This window comes from Lysobacter sp. TY2-98, assembly GCF_003367355.1.
Lineage (GTDB): Bacteria > Pseudomonadota > Gammaproteobacteria > Xanthomonadales > Xanthomonadaceae > Cognatilysobacter.
Map to the genome: position 1 here is coordinate 314,658 of NZ_CP031413.1, position 17,327 is coordinate 331,984.

Genomic DNA, 17,327 nt, shown 5'->3' on the forward strand with positions numbered 1-17,327 from the left:
GCCCCATGAAGACGCTGCCGACCATCCATCACGTCACCGAGCACGACGCCGGGCCCTATCGCATGGAGCGGCTCGACCTCGAGTTCAGCAACGGCGAGCGGCGTCAGTTCGAGCGCCTGCACGGGCGCGGACACGGCGCCGTGATCGTCGTGCCGATGCTCGACGCCGATACCGTGCTGCTGGTGCGCGAGTACGCCGCCGGCTTCCATCGCTACGAACTCGGTCTGGTGAAGGGCCGCATCGATGCCGGCGAGTCGCCGGAACAGGCGGCCGACCGCGAGCTCAAGGAAGAGATCGGCTACGGCGCGCGTTCGCTGCTGCGCCTGCGCGAGCTGTCGCTGGCGCCGACCTACATGAGTCACGCGACGCAGATGGTCATCGCGCGTGATCTCTACGAAGAGCGTTTGCCGGGTGATGAACCCGAGCCGCTCGATGTCGTGCCGTGGAGGCTCGATGCATTGCACGAGCTCATCCTCCGCGACGATTTCTCCGAAGGCCGCTCCATCGCGGCGCTGTTCATCGCCCGTGAGTGGCTGAGGTTGAACCATGCCTGATGCACCACTGCGCGAGGCCGTCATCGCGCTGGCCGTCGACGCTGCGCGCCAGATTCTCGCAGTCTACGAAGCCGACTTCGATGTCGAGAGCAAGAAGGATCATTCGCCGCTCACGGAGGCGGATCTGGCCTCGCATCGCGTGATCGCCGAGGGCCTCGCCCGCCTGACGCCCGACATTCCGGTGTTGTCGGAAGAAGCCGAGCACAAGGTCGACGCCGACATTCGTCGCGCATGGCGCCGCCTGTGGATCGTCGATCCGCTCGACGGCACACGCGAGTTCGTCAAGCGCAACGGCGAGTTCACCGTGAACATCGCCCTGGTCGAGGACGGTATCGCGACCTGGGGCGTGATCCAGGCGCCGGTGACCGGAGTGATCTGGCACGGTGGCGCGACGCATGGCGCCTTCCGCAGGGAGCGCCTCGATGGCGGCGATCACGCGATGCACGTCCAGTCGCCCCCGGGCATGCCCATGCGTGTCGCCGCGAGTCGTTCGCACAGGGACGGTCGCAGCGAGGCGTTCATCGACGCGATGCGCACGCGCGGTGACGTCGAGCAACTGAATCTCGGGTCGTCGCTCAAGTTCTGCCGCATCGCCGAGGGCGGCCTCGACCTTTACCCGCGCTTCGGCCCGACGTGCGAATGGGATACGGCCGCGGGGCAGGCGATTCTGGAAGGCGCGGGCGGGCAGGTGGTGGATCCGCGCGGTCGGCCGCTGCGCTACAACGTGCGGGACACGCTGCTCAACGGCGACTTCATCGCGATCGGCGATCCGCAACTGCCGTGGCGCGAGTGGACGGCCGCGGCACAGCAGGCGTCGTCGCCGTGACGATGCCGGGTGATGCGCGTGACGTCGCCACGCTGCTCGCGATCATGGCGAGGTTGCGTGATCCCGACGGTGGCTGCCCATGGGACGTGCAGCAGACGTTCGCGACCATCGCGCCGTACACGATCGAGGAGGCCTACGAAGTAGCCGATGCCATCGAGCGCCATGATCTGCACGAGCTGCGCGACGAACTGGGCGACCTTCTATTGCAGGTCATCTTCCATTCGCGCATGGCGGAAGAGCAGGGCGCGTTCGCGTTCGGCGACGTCGTCGAATCGATCAACGGGAAGATGGTGCGACGCCACCCGCATGTGTTCGGCGACGCCTCGTTCGAGGACGCCGAAGCGCAGACGGCCAACTGGGAAGCGATCAAGCGCGCGGAACGCGCGTCGAAAGGTCACGACGATCACTCTGTCCTCGCCGGCATCGCGCGCGGGCTGCCGGAATGGCAGCGTGCAGTGAAGCTGCAGAAGCGCGCGGCAACGATCGGCTTCGACTGGCCGGGCCCCGCACCGGTCATCGACAAGCTGCACGAGGAGATCGACGAGGTGCGCGTCGAATTCGCAGCGCTGGCGGGCGGCGACACGCAGGCCCACGACCGCCTCGAAGACGAGATCGGCGACCTGCTGTTCGTCGCGGCGAATCTGGCACGGCACGCCAAGGTCGATCCGGGCGTGGCATTGCGTCGCGCGAACGCGAAGTTCGAACGCCGCTTCCGCGCGATGGAGCGGATGGCGGCCGACGACGGCGTCGACCTCGCGTCGCTCGATCTCGACGCGCAGGACGGCTACTGGAATCGCGCGAAAGCGGAAGAACGCAACGCCTGAGTCAGTGCGGCGTGTGTTTCCAGCCGGCGCGCGACATGCAGGCTTCGAATGCCGTCGCGCGTGCATCCGCATCCGCGATGCCGGACGCCTCGCCCTTGCACTGGGCCTGGATCGACGCATCGGGCGAGTCGTGGAGCGAGGCCCAGTCGCCATCGCTGGCGCAGGCGCTGAGCAGCAGAACCGGTACGACGAGGACGACGCGCTTCATGTGCGACCTCCGGAGCGGACGGCCACAGCGTAGGTCGCGCGGTGCCGGTGTGTGGCGCCGTTCGGCGGCCGGTCAGAGCTTCACGCGCCCCGTGAGGATGTCCTTGAACATCACCCAGTCGCCCATCAGCGAATAGAGCGGATGCTTGAACGTGGCCGGCCGGTTCTTTTCGAACATGAAATGGCCGACCCACGCGAAACCGTAGCCGCACAGCGGTGCGCCGATGAACCAGCGCGCGTCGCGCGTGACGATCGCCGTGACGACGAACAGCAGCACGCCCAGGCTGCCGATGAAATGCAGCCGCCGGCTGACCGCGTTGGCGTGTTCGGTGAGATAGAACGGATAGAACTCGCGGAAGCTGGCGAAGCGGCGCATGGCGGACCTCCGGAACCCGTGTCGATCATGCGCCGGCGTCGTCATTCGAGGAAGATCAGCCAGCCGGCGACGACGATCAGCACGAAGCCCGCGATGTGGTTCCACCGAAGCGGCTGGCCGAGATACCAGATCGAGAAGACCGCGAAGACGACCAGCGTGATGATCTCCTGCATGCCCTTGAGCTGCGGTGCGCTGTAGACGTTGCTGCCGATGCGATTGGCCGGCACCTGCAGGCAGTACTCGAACAACGCGATACCCCAACTGGCCAGGATCACCCACTTCAGCGGCGCGCTCTTGAACTTGAGATGCCCGTACCAGGCGAAGGTCATGAAGATGTTGGAGCCGAGCAGCAGGAGCGGACTGAGGATGCGTGCGTTCATCGAGGTCAGGGGGAGTTGAGGGGATTGGCGGGTCTTCACAGCGTCTAGACTGGGCGGCGGGCACCTTTCACAAAACTGAAGGAGGGCTCCTCACCATGCAGACCAATCGCGACGGCGGCCTCGTCCTCATCATCGAGGACAACCGCAATATCTCCGAGATGATGGGCGAATACCTCGAAAGCCGTGGCTTCGAGGTGGACTACGCAGCCGACGGCCTCGACGGCTACCGGCTGGCGGCCGAGAACAGCTACGACGTGCTCGTGCTCGACCTGATGCTGCCGCGCCTGGACGGCGTGGAAGTGTGCAAGCGGCTGCGTGAGGAAGCGCGCAAGTCGACCCCGGTGCTGATGCTGACCTCGCGCGACACGCTCGACGAGAAGCTGACCGGCCTGTCCGCCGGCGCCGACGACTACCTGACCAAGCCCTTCGCGATCCAGGAGCTCGAGGCCCGTCTGCGCGCCCTGATCCGCCGCGAGCGCCGCCAGGTCGGTGGCGAAGTGTTGAAGGTCGCCGACCTCGTGCTCGACCCGGCCAGCCTGCGCGTCACCCGTGGCGGCGTCGAACTGCAGCTCTCGCCGATCGGCCTGCGTCTTCTGACCATCCTGATGCGCGAGTCGCCGCGCGTGGTGAGCCGCCAGGAAATCGAACGCGAGATCTGGGGCAATGGCCTGCCGGATTCCGACACGCTGCGCAGCCACCTCTACAACCTGCGCAAGACGATCGACAAGCCGTTCGACAAGCAGCTGCTGCACACCGTGCAGTCGGCCGGCTACCGCATCGCCGACATCTCGCAGCCGCCGGAGTAATCCGGCGACCGCATGGCGCACGGCCTACCCCGCAAGATCAAGGTCGCGTTCATCGTCCAGGCTCTCCTCGCGAGCCTGGTGATGGCGCTCGGCATCGCGTGTGCGGAGATCGGCGTTCGCCAGGTTCTCTTGCACGAGCGCTTGGCCGACGAGGCAGCGAACGCGTGGGAGCAAGTGGCCGCCGGGCCGCGCGGATCGCTGCCGCACAACGCGCGCATGGCGACCTACTTCGTGCCCGCAGGCCGGCCCGCAACGGGCGTGCCAGCCGACGTACTCGCGGCGCCACCGGGGTATCACATCCCCTACTGGGGCGCGCCCGCGTCCCTCGTGGAACAGCGGCGCGACGGCACGCTCTACGTCTACTTCGATCCGGAATTCAGCGACAGCGCGATTTTCTGGACCGGCGGCCTGAGCTTGCTGCTCGCGCTGCTGGTCACCTACGTCTCCGCGTGGCTGACCTACCGGACGTCCAAGCGCATGGTCGCGCCGGTGAGCTGGCTCGCCGGCGTGGTGGCGCGCTGGGAGCCGTCGTCGCCGAATGCCGGCGCCCTGTCGCCGCAGAACCTGCCGATCGATGCAGGCATGGAAGTGCGACGTCTCGCCCACGCGCTGCGCGGCATGTCGGGCCGCGTCGGCGAATTCGTCGAGCGTGAGCGCCAGTTCACGCGCGACGCCAGCCACGAGCTGCGCACGCCGCTCACCGTCATCCGGGTGGCGTCCGACATCATGGCCGCCGACAGCGAGCTGCCCGAGCGTTCGCGTCGCGCGGTCGGACGCATCCAGCGTGCCGGGCAGGACATGCAGACCGTCATCGATGCGTTCTTCATCCTCGCCCGCGACGCCGAAGTCGAATCCGAGAGCGAGCGTTTCGACGTGCACGAGGTGGTCGATGACGAAGTCGAAAATGCGCGTGCGCAGGTCGGGGACAAACCCGTCGAGGTCGTGGTCCGTGATGAAGGCGGCGGCGTGATCGATGCGCCGCGCCGCGTGCTGTCGCTGATGGTGGGCAACCTGCTGAGCAATGCGGTCCGCTTCACCGACGCGGGGCTGGTGGAAGTGGTGATCAGGCCGGACCGCATCGAAGTGCGCGATACGGGCGTCGGCATGACGCGCGAAACGCTGACCAAGGCATTCGACGCGTTCTATCGTCACGACCGCGACAGCGCCGATGGAATGGGGATCGGGCTGTCGATCGTTCGCCGACTTGGCGAGCGGTTCGGGTGGCCGGTCGAGCTGGACAGCACGCCGGGCGAAGGAACAGTCGCGACCATTCGGCTCCGTGGCTAATCCTCTCTATTGATGTCAACCGCGGGCGCGCGCGTGCGTTTCCGGTCGTTGACGCCCTTTTGCATTTCATCCCCGACATTCCCCGAATGAGTCGAAACGGTTCCGCTGTGCCCCGTCCCGCGCGTCGCCGCGGCCTCTTGGTCCTGATCACGCTGCTCGTGCTGGCTGCGGCCGGCGGATGGGCGTGGAAACATCACAAGGCGTCGGCCGGCGCGGCGGACAGCGGTTACCGCACGGCGAAGGTCGACCGTGGCGACATCCGCGTCGTCATCTCCTCGACGGGCCAGCTCAGCGCGATTTCGACGGTGGTGGTCGGCTCGGAAGTGTCGGGCAAGGTCACCGACGTCTACGTCGACTACAACGATCACGTGCGCAAGGGCCAGGTGCTCGCGCGTATCGATCCGAGTACGTACGAGGCGCAGATCGCGCAGGGCAGCGCACAGATCAGCGCGGCACAGGCGAATGCGACGGAAGCCGCGGCGGCCCTGCGTAACGCCGAGATCGATTACCAGCGCAAGGCGCAGCTCGGCAAGGACAAGCTCGTTGCGCAGTCGGACGTCGATCTCGCGCGCAGCACGCTGGAACGCGCACGCGCCACGCTCGCTGCCAGCCGCGCGCAGATCGCGCAGCAGCAGGCGGGCACGCGCACCGCGCGCGTGAACCTGGGCCGCACCGAAATCCGTTCGCCCGTCGATGGCGTGGTGCTGACGCGCAGCATCGAGCCCGGGCAGACGGTCGCCGCGAGCCTGCAGGCGCCCGAGCTGTTCAAGCTCGCGGAAGACCTGTCGAAGATGAAGATCGAGCTCGCCGTCGACGAAGCCGACATCGGGCAGGTCACGTCGGGCCTGCGTGCGACCTTCACCGTCGACGCGTATCCCGATCGCAAGTTCGTGGGCCAGGTGTCGCAGGTGCGGCTGTCGGCGACGACGACGAACAACGTCGTGACGTATCCGGTCGTCATCGACGTCGACAACAGCGACGGCAAGCTGCTGCCCGGCATGACGGCGAACGCGGAGATCGAGGTGAGCAGTCGCGACAACGTGCTGCGCGTGCCCAACGCGGCGCTGCGCTACAAGCCGACCGACGAAGAAGCCGCGGCGATGCAGGCGAGCGCGCAAGGCGGCGCACAGCAGCCCGGCGGTGGTCGCATGGGCATGACCGAGGATCTGCAGAAGCTCGCGACGTCGCTCGGTCTGAAGCCCGAACAGAAGGCCGCGTTTGATGCGGCGGTCGAGCAGATGCGCCAGCGCCAGCAGGCGCGTACGGCGCAGGTGCAGCAGCAGGGTGGCAGTGCGCTGTTCGGCGGCGGTCCCGGTGGCGGTCGCGGCGGCCCCGGCGGAAGCGGCGGGACTCCGCGAGGCGGCGACAGCGGGGCGATGCGTCAACGCATGGCCGAGCGCATGTCGCAGCAGTTCGCTTCGTTCCGCGTGACGCTCGACGACAGCCAGCAACAGCGGTGGGACCGCGGCATCGACCAGTTGCTCGCCGCGCGTCGCGCGCCGCTGTACCTGCTCGTCGACGGCAAGCCGAAGATGACGATGGCGCGCCTCGGTGCGAGCGACGGCTCGTACACCGAAGTCTCCGGCGGCGGCGTCAAGGAAGGCGATACCGTGATCACCGGCGCGGAGCGCAAGACGAAATGACCGATGCCGTCATCGAGACGCGCGGCCTCGGCAAGGTCTACTCCCCGGGCAGCGAGGCCGAAGTGGTGGCGCTCCACGGTGTGAACCTGGTGATCGGTCGCTGCGAATTCGTCGCAATCATGGGGCCGTCGGGGTCCGGCAAGTCCACGCTGATGAACCTGCTCGGCTGCCTCGACACGCCGAGCGACGGCGTCTATCTCTGCGACGGCGTCGACGTGTCGACGCTCGACGCCGAACAGCGCGCGCAACTGCGTCTGCGCACCATTGGCTTCGTGTTCCAGGGCTTCAACCTGCTGACGCGACTGGATGCGCTCGAGAACGTGGCGATGCCGCTCGGATACGCGGACATCGCCAAGGCCGAGCGCCAGCAGCGCGCACGGGAAGCGCTCGAAGCCGTCGGTCTCGGCGCGCGCATGCACCACAAGCCGACTGAACTGTCGGGCGGTCAGCAGCAGCGCGTCGCGATCGCGCGTGCGTTGATCAATCGCCCGCCCGTGCTGCTCGCCGATGAACCCACCGGTGCGCTCGACACCAGGACCGGCGAGGAGATCCTCGCGCTGTTCAAGACGCTGCGCGACGACGGCCATACCGTGGTGCTGATCACGCACGATCCGGAAGTCGCCGCGCACGCCGATCGCGTGTTCGTGATGCGCGACGGCGAACTGCACGCGCAGACCGATGAAACGCGCGTGCCCGACATCGCGCCACCGGCGCACGCCGGCCCGTGGACCGAGGGCGCGACATGAGGTTCGCTGAAACCCTTCGCACCGCGACATTCTCGCTGCGCGGCAACTGGCTCCGCAGCGCGCTGACCTCGCTGGGCGTGATCATCGGCATCGCCGCGGTCATCGTGATGGTGTCGGTCGGGCAAGGCACGCAGGCGGAGATCGACAAGCTGGTGTCCGGCCTCGGATCCAATCGCCTCGACGTCGGCCCGGGCGCGGGTCGCGGCTTCGGCGGCATCCGCATGTCATCGAGTTCCTTCTTTACGCTGAGCGAGCAGGACGCGGACGCGATCCGCCACGAGATTCCGGAAGTGCAGTACGTCGCCGGTTCACTGCGTGGCAACACGCAGGTGGTGTTCGCCGAGAACAACGCGTCGACGTCGTGGCAGGGCGTGCAGCCGGACTGGTTCTCGATCAACGACTGGCAGATGGCGAGCGGCGACGGTTTTTCGCAGGCCGATTACTCCGGCGGCAAGTCGGTGATCATCGGCGAGACCGTGCGTCGCGAACTCTTCGGCGACGAGGACGCGGTGGGGCAGACCATCCGCCTCGGTCGCGTGCCGTTCACCGTCGCCGGCGTGCTGAAGTCGAAGGGGCAGGGCGGGTTCGGCCAGGACCAGGACGACCTCGTCGTCGTGCCGCTCGAAACGGCGCGCCGTCGTCTGATGGGCGCGATGGGTCTGCCCGCGGGCGCGGTGATGCAGATCGCGGTCGGCGTCGGCGACGCCAAGGATCTCGACTACGCACAGGGCGAGATCGAAGGCCTGCTGCGCCAGCGCCACAAGATCCAGCCCGGCGACGAGGACGACTTCAACGTGCGTAACATCGCGGAAGTCGTGGCCACGCGCACGCAGACGACGAAGCTGATGTCGCTGCTGCTCGGTGCGGTCGCGAGCATTTCGCTGATCGTCGGCGGCATCGGCATCATGAACATCATGCTGGTGTCGGTGACGGAGCGTATTCGTGAGATCGGTCTGCGCATGGCGGTGGGCGCGGGCCCGCGCGACATCCAGCGCCAGTTCCTCGCCGAGGCGATGCTGATCTCGCTCATTGGCGGTGCGTTCGGTATCGCGATCGGCGTGCTCGGCGCACTCGCGGTCGGCAAGTTCGGGTCATTGCCGGTGAAGCTCGACAGCAGCGTGATCCTGCTCGCCGCGGGCTTCTCGATCGCGACCGGCCTGTTCTTCGGCTTCTATCCGGCGCGCAAGGCGTCGCGTCTGGATCCGATCGAAGCGCTGCGTTCGCAGTGACACGAAAAGGAAGGCGACCCGAAGGCCGCCTTCTGGTCACGCGATGACGCTCAACGCGAATACAGCAGGATGTTCGGCGAACCGCTGCCCGGGCTGGTGACCTTGCCCGTGGTGCCGTTCGTCGTCAGCCAGCTGCGCACCTGCGAGGGCGTCGCCGACGGCACGCGCTGCAGGTAGAGCGCGGCGGCGCCTGCCACGTGCGGCGACGCCATCGACGTGCCGCTGATCGTGTTGGTCGCCGTCGTGCTCGTGTACCACGCCGACTTGATCGAGCTGCCCGGTGCGAACAGGTCGACGCAGCCGCCGTAGTTCGAGTAAGACGCGCGTGCATCGGTCGAGGTGGTGGCGCCGATCGTGATCGCACCGGCCGCACGCGCCGGCGAGTAGTTGCACGCGCTCGCGCTGTCGTTGCCCGCGGCGACGACCACGGCCACGCCCGAGTTCGACAGATTGTTGACCGCGGTATCGACGGCCGACGACGCACCACCGCCGAGCGACATGTTCGCCACCGCCGGCTTGATCGCATGCGTGCGCACCCAGTCGATGCCGGCGATCACGCCCGAGTTGGTGCCCGAGCCGCTGCAGTCGAGCACGCGCACCGGAACGAGCGACACCGACTTCGCGACGCCGTAGGTCGAGCCACCGATCGTGCCGGACACGTGCGTGCCGTGGCCGTTGCAGTCGGTGGTGCCGCGACCGTCGCTGATCGCGGTGTAGCCGCTGCCGACGCGACCGCCGAACTGCGAATGCGACGACAGGATGCCGGTGTCGATCACGTAGGCGTGCACGCCCGAGCCGGTGTAGTCGTAGGTGTACGTGCCGCTGAGCGGGAGCGAGCGCTGGTCGATGCGATCGATGCCCCAAGTGGCGCCGCTCTGCGTGGCGGTCGCCGTCACCGTCGCGTCTTCCTCGATGAAGGCGACGCGCGGATCCTTCAGCATGCGGGCGACCACCGCTTCGGGTGCGTGCACCACGAAGCCTTGCACCGCATTGCGATAGACCATGCCGACATCGCCGCCGAACTTCGCAGCGAGATCGACGGTTGCGTTCTCAGCGGCCTTGGCAAGGCCCGCTTCGCGTGCAAGCCCGGCCTGCAGCGGCAGGCGCGACGGATTGAGTACGACGATGTACTGGTTGTCGATGCGGTTCTTTTCCGCACGGACGAGAGTGCCGGCGCTGGCGGCGGTGGACGTGAGGGCCAGCGAGATGGCTAACGCGAGGACGCACTTGCTGTTCATTGCTGCTCCATCAGAGGTGGGGGAAAGCCCGCATCGGCATGACGCGGGCCCGAGCGCCGGGGGCAGGTCCGGCGCGGCGCTGACAATCCGAATGCGGGTTGAACGCTGTCAACTCCCAGTGTCCGAAAAAGCTGAAGAACTGCGTTTCCAGCTTTCGCGATGGAGCTGTCGCGTAACGCAAACTGCCTTAAAACAGGTCATTTGCGTCAGAAAACGGTCATGAACGACTGCGCCGCGCGTCTTCAGCGACGTGATGTTCCCGTCAAGATTCGTGTTGCATTGCAACGCCGGGACCGACGCTCGCAAGCGGTGCCGAGCGGCCGTTATGCTCGGCCGATCCGATCGGAGCCCGACCATGCGTCGCTACGCCCCTCTTCTGTTGCTCGCACTCGCCATGAACGCCCACGCCCAGACAGCGCCTTCGACCGCGCGCACCGCCCTCGTCATCCACGGCGGCGCCGGTTTCGTCCCCAAAGAGACGCTGAGCGCGGCGGACGAGAAGGACTATCGCGACACGCTCAATCGCGCGCTCGATGCGGGCAATGCAGTGCTGCAGAAGGGCGGGGCAGCGATCGATGCGGTCGAGGCCGCGATCCTCGTCATGGAGGAGTCGCCGCGCTTCAACGCGGGCAAGGGCGCGGTGTTCAACGCCAAGGGCGGACACGAACTCGATGCGTCGATCATGGAAGGCCATACGCGTCGCGCAGGCGCGGTGGCGGGCGTCACCACCGTGCGCAATCCGATCAAGCTCGCGCGTGCGGTGATGGAGCGCAGTCCGCACGTGATGCTGGCCGGCGCCGGCGCCGAGGCGTTCGCCGATACGCAGAAGGACATCGAGCGCGTGCCGAACACGTGGTTCGACACGCCGATGCGCAGGAAGCAGCTCGAGGAAGCGCAGAAGAAGGAGGCCGCGCAGAAGGCCGCGGTCATCCAGGGCGACGACGGCAACGTGCGGCGGTATCTCGGCACGGTCGGCGCGGTGGCGCTCGACAAGGCCGGTCACATCGCCGCCGGCACGAGCACCGGCGGCATGACCAACAAGCGCTGGGGTCGCGTGGGTGACTCGCCGATCATCGGCGCCGGCACCTGGGCGGACGAACGTTGCGGTGTGTCGGGCACGGGCTGGGGCGAGTTCTACATCCGTGCGAATGCAGCCCGCGATATCTGCGCGCGCGTCGAGTACACGAACGTGCCGCTGCAGAAGGCGGCCGAGGAAGTCATCAACAAGATCATTCCGGCGATGGGCGGCGACGGCGGCGCGATCGCACTCGACCGCGACGGCAACATCGCGTTGCCGTTCAACAGCGGCAGCATGTTCCGCGGCTGGATCCGCCCGGACGGCAGCCGCGGCGTCGCCATCCACGAGGACTGAGCCGACCCGGGCGCAGCGTCGTGCCACAGCAGCGCCTGACCGCACGGCCAGGCAGCCCCGCCGGACGCCCGTGATCGCATGCGACAATCCGGACGGGCGCTGACCGGGGATCCGCGCCGCATCGTGCAGCCGCAGGGACGGGCGGTGCCCCGGCCCGACCGTCGACACGAGAGCATCTCCATGGCCGACACCGTCGGACACCTTCCGCGGCATCCGCTGCGCATCATGAAAGCCGCGAAGTGGTCCATCCAGGGCCTGTGCGCCGCCTGGACCCACGAATCCTCGTTCCGCCTGGAAGTCTGGCTGTTCGTCGTGCTCGCGCCGCTGGCGTGGTGGCTGGGCCAGAGCGGCGTCGAACGCGCGCTGATGATCGGCTCGATGCTCGCGGTCATCGCGGTCGAGCTGCTCAATTCATCGATCGAAGCGGTCATCGAGCGCTACGGCGCCGAGTTCCATGAGCTGGCCGGCCGCGCCAAGGACATGGGTTCGGCCGCGGTGTTCGTGATGATGCTCAATGTGTTCGTCACGTGGGGCGCGATCCTCGTGCCGCGCTTCTCCGCCCACGCCGCGTAAACTGCGCGGCCGCGCAAAGGACGGAAGCCCGTGATGGAGATGCTGCTCGACCCCCAGACCTGGATCACGCTGGTGACACTCAGCACCGTCGAGATCGTGCTGGGCATCGACAACCTGGTCTTCATCTCGATCGCGGTCAGCCGCCTGCCGTCCGTTTCGCGCGATCGCGCACGCCGTTTCGGCATCGCCGTCGCCTGCATCACCCGGATCGGCCTGCTGCTCACGCTGGCGTGGCTGGCCGGCCTGACCGATCCACTGTTCCCGCTGTTCGGTCGCGGCATCTCGGTGCGCGACCTGGTGTTGATCATCGGCGGCCTCTTCCTGCTGGTGAAGGGCACGGGGGAGATCCGCGACCTCATCGTCGGCGAAGGCGAGGAAGCGGACGTGCGCACCAAGCCGGCGGCGTCGTTCGGGCTGGTGATCGCGCAGATCGCCGTCATCGACATCGTGTTCTCGCTCGACTCGGTGATCGCCGCGGTCGGCATGGCCAGCCAGCGCATCGTCATGGTGTCGGCCATCCTGCTGGCGGTCGCGGTGATGCTGCTCGCGTCCAAGCCATTCGGGCGCTTCATCGACGAGAACCCGTCGATCAAGATGCTGGCGCTCGCCTTCATCGTACTGGTCGGCGCGTACCTCATCGCCGAAGGCTTCGGCATCCACATTCCGAAGGGCTACATCTATGGCGCGATGGCGTTCTCGGCCCTGGTCGAGAGCCTCAACCTCGCCGCACGTCGGCGCGCCAGCGCGCGCCAGCTCGAGCCCTAGCGCCGACGGCCGTCACGTCGTATTTATTGCCGCTGCCGGTAGTGTTGCCGCCGGTAGCGCCGATCCCACGACGAGGCCCCCCATGCGCAAGCTGATCTCCGCATTCCTGCTGCTCACGCTGACCGTGCTGCTCAGCGGTTGCGGCTACAACACGATCCAGCAGAAGGACGAAGCGGTGAACGCCGCCTGGTCGCAGGTGCTGAACGTCTACAAGCGCCGGGCCGACCTCGTGCCGAATCTCGTCGCGACGGTGAAGGGCTACGCGAGCCACGAAGAGCGCGTGCTGACGGAGGTCACCGAGGCGCGCTCGCGCGTCGGCAGCATCAACGTCAACGCGAACGATCCGAACTCCCTCGCGCAGTTCCAGGCCGCGCAGGCGCAGCTGCAGAGCGCGATCGGCCGCCTGCTGGTGGTCAGCGAGAACTATCCGCAGCTCAAGGCCGATCAGAACTTCCTGCAGCTGCAGGCGCAGCTCGAAGGCACGGAAAACCGCATCACCGTCGAGCGCCAGCGCTACATCCAGACGGTGCAGGACTACAACACCTACATCCGCCAGTTCCCGACCAACATCACCGCGAAGATGTTCGGTTACAAGCCGAAGCCGAACTTCACGGTCGAGAACGAAGCGCAGATCTCGAATGCACCGACGGTCGACTTTTCGACGCCGCCGCCGGTGAATACCGCGCCGGCACCCGCAGCGCCTGCGCCGGGTGCTCCGCAGGCCCTGCCGCCGGCGACGTCGCCGCAGCCGTCGACGCAGCCCAACCCTGCGCCGACGACGCCCACGACCACGCCTGGCCCGCAGACGCAGGGCTGATCGGCGCCGATGCGCGCGCGTGCGCTCCTCGCCGTCGCGATCGTCCTCTTCGCGACGGCGTTCGCCGCGATCGCGCAGCAACTCGCGGCGATTCCGCCGCTGACGTCGCCGGTGGTCGACACCACCGGCACGATCGACGCGACCACCCGCGCGCAGCTCGAACAGCAGGCGCTGGCGCTGCAGAAGCGCAAGGGCGCGCAGCTGCAGATCCTGATGATTCCGACGACGCAGCCGGAAGACATCGCGCAGTACGCGACGCGCGCGTTCGACCAGTACAGGCTCGGCCGTCAGAAGACCGATGACGGCGTGCTGGTGATCGTCGCCAAGGACGACCACCGCGCACGCATCGAAGTCGGCTACGGCCTGGAAGGCGCGATTCCCGACGCGATCGCCAGCCGCGTCATCAACGAATACATGGCGCCGCACTTCAAGCAGGACGACTACGCGGGCGGCCTGACCGAAGCGACGAAAGTGCTGACGCAGATCATCGATGGCGAACCGCTTCCAGCACCGATGGCAGGGCAGGACAACGCGGGCGATCGCGTCGCCCGCCACGGCAATCCGATGCTGGGACTGATCGTCGCGTTCTTCGTCGCCCAGTTCGTGCGCGGCCTGTTCGGCGGCACGCCGGCGGGCGTGCGCGGCCTGATTGGCGGGGGCGTGGCCGGCGGCGTGGCATGGCTGCTGTCGCATATCGCCTGGATCGGCGCGATCGGCGGCCTGCTCGGCTTCATCCTCTCGCTCGCCGGCGGACGACGGGTGCGTTATGCGCGCGACGCCGGCTTCGGCGGCTGGGGTGGCGGAGGATTCGGCGGGGGCGGTTTCGGCGGCGGCGGTGGAGGCGGCTGGGGCGGGGGCGGTGGCATGAGCGGAGGCGGCGGCGCCTCCGGGAGCTGGTGATGCGCGCGCTCCGCCATCTGTTCGCGCCGTCGTCGGCCCGCGTGTTTCCGCCCGACGCGCTGGAGCGCATCGCCGGTGCGATCGCCGCCAGTGAGTCGCGCCATACGGGCGAGATCTGTTTCGCGGTCGAAGCCGCGCTGCCGGTGCGCCTCGCGCTGGTCGACCACGCGCCGCGCGAACGCGCACACGACGTGTTCACCCGCCTGCGCGCCTGGGATACCGAGGCCAACAACGGCGTACTCGTCTACATCCTGCTCGCGGACCGCGCGATCGAGATCGTCGCCGACCGCGGCTTCAAGGGCCGCGTCTCCGACGAGGACTGGTCGACGATCTGTCGCGGTCTCGAGGCCGCCATGCGCGACGGCGATACCGAGGGCGGCGTGATGCGCGCGATCGAGGCGATCTCGGCGCAACTCGAACGCCATTTCCCCCGGCCCGCCGACTACGTCGACACCAACGAGCTGCCCGATCGCCCGCACATGCTGTGAGGCGCGGCGGGTCGATCGGCCCATGACGCGGCGGCGTTCAGCGGCGACAATGGCGGTCACTTCCGCCGTCGGCCCGACCTGATGACGTATCTGCACGACATCGACCCGATCGCCCTCCACCTCGGTCCGGTGCAGGTGCACTGGTACGGGGTGATGTACATGCTCGGCTTCATCGCTGCCTGGGTGCTCGGCCGTCGCCGCATCCGCGCGGGTCGCCTGCCGGGCGTGGACGACCAGGCGTTCGGCGACATGCTCTTCTACGGGATGCTCGGCGTCGTGCTCGGCGGACGCATCGGCTACATCCTGTTCTACGCGTTCGGCGACTTCGTCAAACACCCGCTGATGATCGTGCGCATCTGGGAAGGCGGCATGAGCTTCCACGGTGGCCTGCTCGGCGTCATGACCGGCGTGTGGCTGTGGTGTCGACGTCGCAACATCCACTTCATGGACGCGATGGATTTCCTCGCGCCGCTGGTGCCGCTGGGCCTCGGCTTCGGTCGCATCGGCAACTGGATCGGTGGCGAGCTGTGGGGCAAGCCGACCGGCGGAAGCTGGGGCGTGATCTTCCCGCGCAGCCTGCCGGAACCGTATCTGCACATGCCGATGCAGCAGCTGCGCGACCTGCACGCCAAGGGCGTGCTCGACGTATTCGCGCGCCATCCGTCGCAGCTGTACCAGGCGGTGCTCGAAGGCGTGGTCATGGCGTCGATCCTGTGGTGGTTCTCCAGCAAGCCGCGTCCGCGTTACGCCGTCGGCGGCCTGTTCGCGCTGCTCTACGGCACGTTCCGCTTCCTCGTCGAATTCGTGCGCGTGCCCGATGCGCAGCTCGGCTACCTCGCGTTCGGCTGGCTGACGATGGGGCAGGTGCTGGAACTCCCCGTGATCGCCTTCGGCCTGTGGTGCCTGTGGCGCGCGCGCCGTTCGCCGACGCTGCAGCCGCAGCCCGTCGTCGCGACCGACGCAGGCTGATCGCATGCGCGCCTACCTCGACCTGCTGCAGCACGTCCTCGAACACGGCACGGTCAAGGCCGACCGCACCGGCACCGGCACGCGCAGCGTGTTCGGCTGGCAGATGCGCTTCGACCTCAACGAAGGCTTTCCGCTCGTCACGACGAAGAAGCTGCACCTGCGCTCGATCATCCACGAGCTGCTGTGGTTCCTGAAGGGCGAAACCAACATCGCCTACCTGCGCGACAACAAGGTCAGCATCTGGGACGAGTGGGCGGATGCCGAGGGCGAACTCGGTCCCGTGTACGGCAAGCAGTGGCGGCGCTGGACCGGCAGCGACGGCAGCGAGATCGATCAGATCAAGTGGGTGGTCGAAGGAATCAAGCGCAATCCCGATTCGCGCCGCCTGATCGTCAGCGCGTGGAACGTCGCTGATCTGCCGCACATGGCGCTGATGCCCTGCCACACGATGTTCCAGTTCTACGTCGCCGAAGGCAAGCTCAGCTGCCAGCTCTACCAGCGCAGCGGCGACATCTTCCTCGGCGTGCCGTTCAACATCGCGAGTTATGCGCTGCTGACGCACATGGTCGCGCAGGTCTGCGGGCTCGGCGTCGGCGATTTCGTGCACACGCTGGGCGACGCGCACCTCTACTCGAACCACGTCGACCAGGCCCGCGAACAGCTCACGCGCACGCCGCGCGCATTGCCGAAGCTCGCGCTCAATCCCGACGTCACCGACCTGTTCGCCTTCACCTTCGACGACATCGCGATCGAAGGCTACGACCCGCATCCGGCGATCAAGGCGCCTGTCGCCGTCTGATGCGCATCTCGCTCGTCGTCGCCTACGACCGCAATCGCGCGATCGGCGTCGACAACGCGCTGCCGTGGCATCTGCCGGACGATCTCAAGCGCTTCAAGGCGCTGACGCTGGGCAAGCCGATCCTGATGGGGCGCCTCACGGCGGAGTCGTTGGGTCGCGCGTTGCCGGGGCGTCGCAACCTGGTGCTGACGCGCAGCGGCCGCGCGCCGTTCGACGGCATGGACGCGGTTTCGAGCATCGATGAAGCGATCGCGCTGGCGCGGGCGGATGGTGCAGCGGAGATCGCGGTCATCGGCGGAGGCGGCGTCTTTGAAGCCACGCTGCCCATCGCCACGACCTTGCATCTCACGCGCGTGGACACCGCCGTCCCGCGTGCGGACGCGTACTTCCCCGTGTTCGATGCGACGGAGTGGCGCGAAGTCGCGCGCCTGCACCACCCGGCGGACGCGAAGCACGTCTTCGCGTTCGATTTCGTGGATCTCGATCGGATCTGATCGCACTGCCGTCGTATGACCGCGGCACCGCTCA

20 protein-coding genes and 1 pseudogene are annotated in these 17,327 nt (G+C 67.6%); 17 read left to right on the forward strand and 4 right to left on the reverse strand.

Annotation, left to right across the window (positions count from 1 at the left end):
• The first annotated feature begins 5 nt into the window (after positions 1–5).
• The 3 genes from nudE to mazG are packed head-to-tail and all read left to right on the forward strand — an operon-like array spanning position 6 to position 2,204.
• Entirely contained in the window at positions 6–554 is a 549-nt protein-coding gene (gene nudE / locus DWG18_RS01505; protein WP_115644756.1) for an ADP compounds hydrolase NudE, read from the forward strand.
• Positions 547–1,380 (forward strand): 3'(2'),5'-bisphosphate nucleotidase CysQ, encoded by an 834-nt coding sequence (cysQ, locus tag DWG18_RS01510; protein WP_115644758.1) that lies wholly within the window; start codon positions 547–549, stop codon positions 1,378–1,380. The genes nudE and cysQ overlap by 8 nt, the downstream gene beginning before the upstream one ends.
• Positions 1,381–1,382: 2 nt before the next feature.
• Complete coding sequence (gene mazG / locus DWG18_RS01515; RefSeq protein ID WP_115647975.1) at positions 1,383–2,204, forward strand: nucleoside triphosphate pyrophosphohydrolase; 822 nt, start codon at positions 1,383–1,385, stop codon at positions 2,202–2,204.
• A 1-nt stretch (position 2,205) separates the two neighbouring features.
• Here mazG and DWG18_RS01520 read toward each other — a convergent pair whose 3' ends face one another.
• The 3 genes from DWG18_RS01520 to DWG18_RS01530 all read right to left on the reverse strand — a co-directional run bounded on the left by DWG18_RS01520 (position 2,206) and on the right by DWG18_RS01530 (position 3,167).
• The gene (locus DWG18_RS01520) at positions 2,206–2,412 is read right to left on the reverse strand and encodes a hypothetical protein (protein ID WP_115644760.1); all 207 of its coding nucleotides are present in this window, start codon (positions 2,410–2,412) and stop codon (positions 2,206–2,208) included.
• 72 nt (positions 2,413–2,484) lie between these two features.
• Positions 2,485–2,787 carry an Mpo1-like protein gene (locus DWG18_RS01525; protein ID WP_115644762.1) on the reverse strand — a complete coding sequence of 101 codons (303 nt, stop codon included), beginning with the start codon at positions 2,785–2,787 and terminating at the stop codon, positions 2,485–2,487.
• Positions 2,788–2,828: 41 nt separating this feature from the next.
• On the reverse strand, positions 2,829–3,167 hold the full coding sequence (locus DWG18_RS01530) for a DMT family protein (RefSeq protein WP_115644764.1): 339 nt from the start codon (positions 3,165–3,167) through the stop codon (positions 2,829–2,831).
• A gap of 95 nt (positions 3,168–3,262) precedes the next feature.
• Here DWG18_RS01530 and DWG18_RS01535 point away from each other — a divergent pair, with 95 nt between their 5' ends.
• The 5 genes from DWG18_RS01535 to DWG18_RS01555 all read left to right on the forward strand — a co-directional run bounded on the left by DWG18_RS01535 (position 3,263) and on the right by DWG18_RS01555 (position 8,878).
• Complete coding sequence (locus tag DWG18_RS01535) at positions 3,263–3,973, forward strand: response regulator transcription factor (protein WP_027081995.1); 711 nt, start codon at positions 3,263–3,265, stop codon at positions 3,971–3,973.
• A gap of 12 nt (positions 3,974–3,985) precedes the next feature.
• On the forward strand, positions 3,986–5,260 hold the full coding sequence (locus DWG18_RS01540) for a HAMP domain-containing sensor histidine kinase (RefSeq protein WP_115644766.1): 1,275 nt from the start codon (positions 3,986–3,988) through the stop codon (positions 5,258–5,260).
• Between the two features lie 107 nt (positions 5,261–5,367).
• Complete coding sequence (locus DWG18_RS01545) at positions 5,368–6,903, forward strand: efflux RND transporter periplasmic adaptor subunit (protein WP_240318564.1); 1,536 nt, start codon at positions 5,368–5,370, stop codon at positions 6,901–6,903.
• Entirely contained in the window at positions 6,900–7,649 is a 750-nt protein-coding gene (locus DWG18_RS01550) for an ABC transporter ATP-binding protein (protein WP_115644770.1), read from the forward strand. Before DWG18_RS01545 ends, DWG18_RS01550 begins: the two co-directional genes overlap by 4 nt.
• Complete coding sequence (locus tag DWG18_RS01555; RefSeq protein WP_115647976.1) at positions 7,646–8,878, forward strand: ABC transporter permease; 1,233 nt, start codon at positions 7,646–7,648, stop codon at positions 8,876–8,878. Before DWG18_RS01550 ends, DWG18_RS01555 begins: the two co-directional genes overlap by 4 nt.
• A 50-nt stretch (positions 8,879–8,928) precedes the next feature.
• On the opposite strand, the gene DWG18_RS01560 is transcribed toward DWG18_RS01555, so the two are convergent.
• A complete protein-coding gene (locus DWG18_RS01560; protein ID WP_115644772.1) occupies positions 8,929–10,116 on the reverse strand; it encodes a S8 family peptidase in 1,188 nt (395 codons plus the stop codon).
• 394 nt (positions 10,117–10,510) lie between these two features.
• On the opposite strand from DWG18_RS01560, the gene DWG18_RS01565 reads away from it, so the two are divergent.
• From DWG18_RS01565 to DWG18_RS01605, 9 genes and pseudogenes are all read left to right on the forward strand, one after another.
• On the forward strand, positions 10,511–11,488 hold the full coding sequence (locus tag DWG18_RS01565; RefSeq protein ID WP_115644774.1) for an isoaspartyl peptidase/L-asparaginase: 978 nt from the start codon (positions 10,511–10,513) through the stop codon (positions 11,486–11,488).
• A 180-nt stretch (positions 11,489–11,668) separates the two neighbouring features.
• Entirely contained in the window at positions 11,669–12,061 is a 393-nt protein-coding gene (locus DWG18_RS01570; RefSeq protein WP_115644776.1) for a diacylglycerol kinase, read from the forward strand.
• Positions 12,062–12,094: 33 nt separating this feature from the next.
• Positions 12,095–12,826: a TerC family protein gene (locus DWG18_RS01575; protein WP_115644778.1), complete on the forward strand. Its 732-nt coding sequence runs from the start codon at positions 12,095–12,097 to the stop codon at positions 12,824–12,826.
• 82 nt (positions 12,827–12,908) lie between these two features.
• Positions 12,909–13,484, forward strand: a pseudogene (locus DWG18_RS01580) (LemA family protein); the annotation flags it as partial.
• Between the two features lie 168 nt (positions 13,485–13,652).
• Positions 13,653–14,543 (forward strand): TPM domain-containing protein, encoded by an 891-nt coding sequence (locus DWG18_RS15095; RefSeq protein WP_162823646.1) that lies wholly within the window; start codon positions 13,653–13,655, stop codon positions 14,541–14,543.
• A complete protein-coding gene (locus tag DWG18_RS01590) occupies positions 14,543–15,031 on the forward strand; it encodes a TPM domain-containing protein (RefSeq protein WP_115644782.1) in 489 nt (162 codons plus the stop codon). The genes DWG18_RS15095 and DWG18_RS01590 overlap by 1 nt, the downstream gene beginning before the upstream one ends.
• 81 nt (positions 15,032–15,112) lie before the next feature.
• Entirely contained in the window at positions 15,113–16,000 is an 888-nt protein-coding gene (lgt, locus tag DWG18_RS01595) for a prolipoprotein diacylglyceryl transferase (RefSeq protein WP_115644784.1), read from the forward strand.
• Between the two features lie 4 nt (positions 16,001–16,004).
• Positions 16,005–16,799: a thymidylate synthase gene (locus tag DWG18_RS01600; RefSeq protein WP_115644786.1), complete on the forward strand. Its 795-nt coding sequence runs from the start codon at positions 16,005–16,007 to the stop codon at positions 16,797–16,799.
• Complete coding sequence (locus tag DWG18_RS01605) at positions 16,799–17,293, forward strand: dihydrofolate reductase (RefSeq protein WP_115644788.1); 495 nt, start codon at positions 16,799–16,801, stop codon at positions 17,291–17,293. The genes DWG18_RS01600 and DWG18_RS01605 overlap by 1 nt, the downstream gene beginning before the upstream one ends.
• Positions 17,294–17,327 lie beyond the last annotated feature (34 nt).

Coding starts and splice junctions, on each gene's coding strand:
- DWG18_RS01590 (WP_115644782.1), top strand. CDS start 14,543: ATGCGCGCGCTCCGCCATCTGTTCGCGCCGTCGTCGGCCCGCGTGTTT.
- DWG18_RS01555 (WP_115647976.1), top strand. CDS start 7,646: ATGAGGTTCGCTGAAACCCTTCGCACCGCGACATTCTCGCTGCGCGGC.
- DWG18_RS01570 (WP_115644776.1), top strand. CDS start 11,669: ATGGCCGACACCGTCGGACACCTTCCGCGGCATCCGCTGCGCATCATG.
- DWG18_RS01535 (WP_027081995.1), top strand. CDS start 3,263: ATGCAGACCAATCGCGACGGCGGCCTCGTCCTCATCATCGAGGACAAC.
- DWG18_RS01525 (WP_115644762.1), bottom strand. CDS start 2,787: ATGCGCCGCTTCGCCAGCTTCCGCGAGTTCTATCCGTTCTATCTCACC.
- nudE (WP_115644756.1), top strand. CDS start 6: ATGAAGACGCTGCCGACCATCCATCACGTCACCGAGCACGACGCCGGG.
- DWG18_RS01605 (WP_115644788.1), top strand. CDS start 16,799: ATGCGCATCTCGCTCGTCGTCGCCTACGACCGCAATCGCGCGATCGGC.
- lgt (WP_115644784.1), top strand. CDS start 15,113: ATGACGTATCTGCACGACATCGACCCGATCGCCCTCCACCTCGGTCCG.
- DWG18_RS01575 (WP_115644778.1), top strand. CDS start 12,095: ATGGAGATGCTGCTCGACCCCCAGACCTGGATCACGCTGGTGACACTC.
- DWG18_RS15095 (WP_162823646.1), top strand. CDS start 13,653: ATGCGCGCGCGTGCGCTCCTCGCCGTCGCGATCGTCCTCTTCGCGACG.
- DWG18_RS01565 (WP_115644774.1), top strand. CDS start 10,511: ATGAACGCCCACGCCCAGACAGCGCCTTCGACCGCGCGCACCGCCCTC.
- DWG18_RS01520 (WP_115644760.1), bottom strand. CDS start 2,412: ATGAAGCGCGTCGTCCTCGTCGTACCGGTTCTGCTGCTCAGCGCCTGC.
- DWG18_RS01530 (WP_115644764.1), bottom strand. CDS start 3,167: ATGAACGCACGCATCCTCAGTCCGCTCCTGCTGCTCGGCTCCAACATC.
- DWG18_RS01550 (WP_115644770.1), top strand. CDS start 6,900: ATGACCGATGCCGTCATCGAGACGCGCGGCCTCGGCAAGGTCTACTCC.
- DWG18_RS01540 (WP_115644766.1), top strand. CDS start 3,986: ATGGCGCACGGCCTACCCCGCAAGATCAAGGTCGCGTTCATCGTCCAG.
- mazG (WP_115647975.1), top strand. CDS start 1,383: ATGCCGGGTGATGCGCGTGACGTCGCCACGCTGCTCGCGATCATGGCG.
- DWG18_RS01600 (WP_115644786.1), top strand. CDS start 16,005: ATGCGCGCCTACCTCGACCTGCTGCAGCACGTCCTCGAACACGGCACG.
- DWG18_RS01560 (WP_115644772.1), bottom strand. CDS start 10,116: ATGAACAGCAAGTGCGTCCTCGCGTTAGCCATCTCGCTGGCCCTCACG.
- cysQ (WP_115644758.1), top strand. CDS start 547: ATGCCTGATGCACCACTGCGCGAGGCCGTCATCGCGCTGGCCGTCGAC.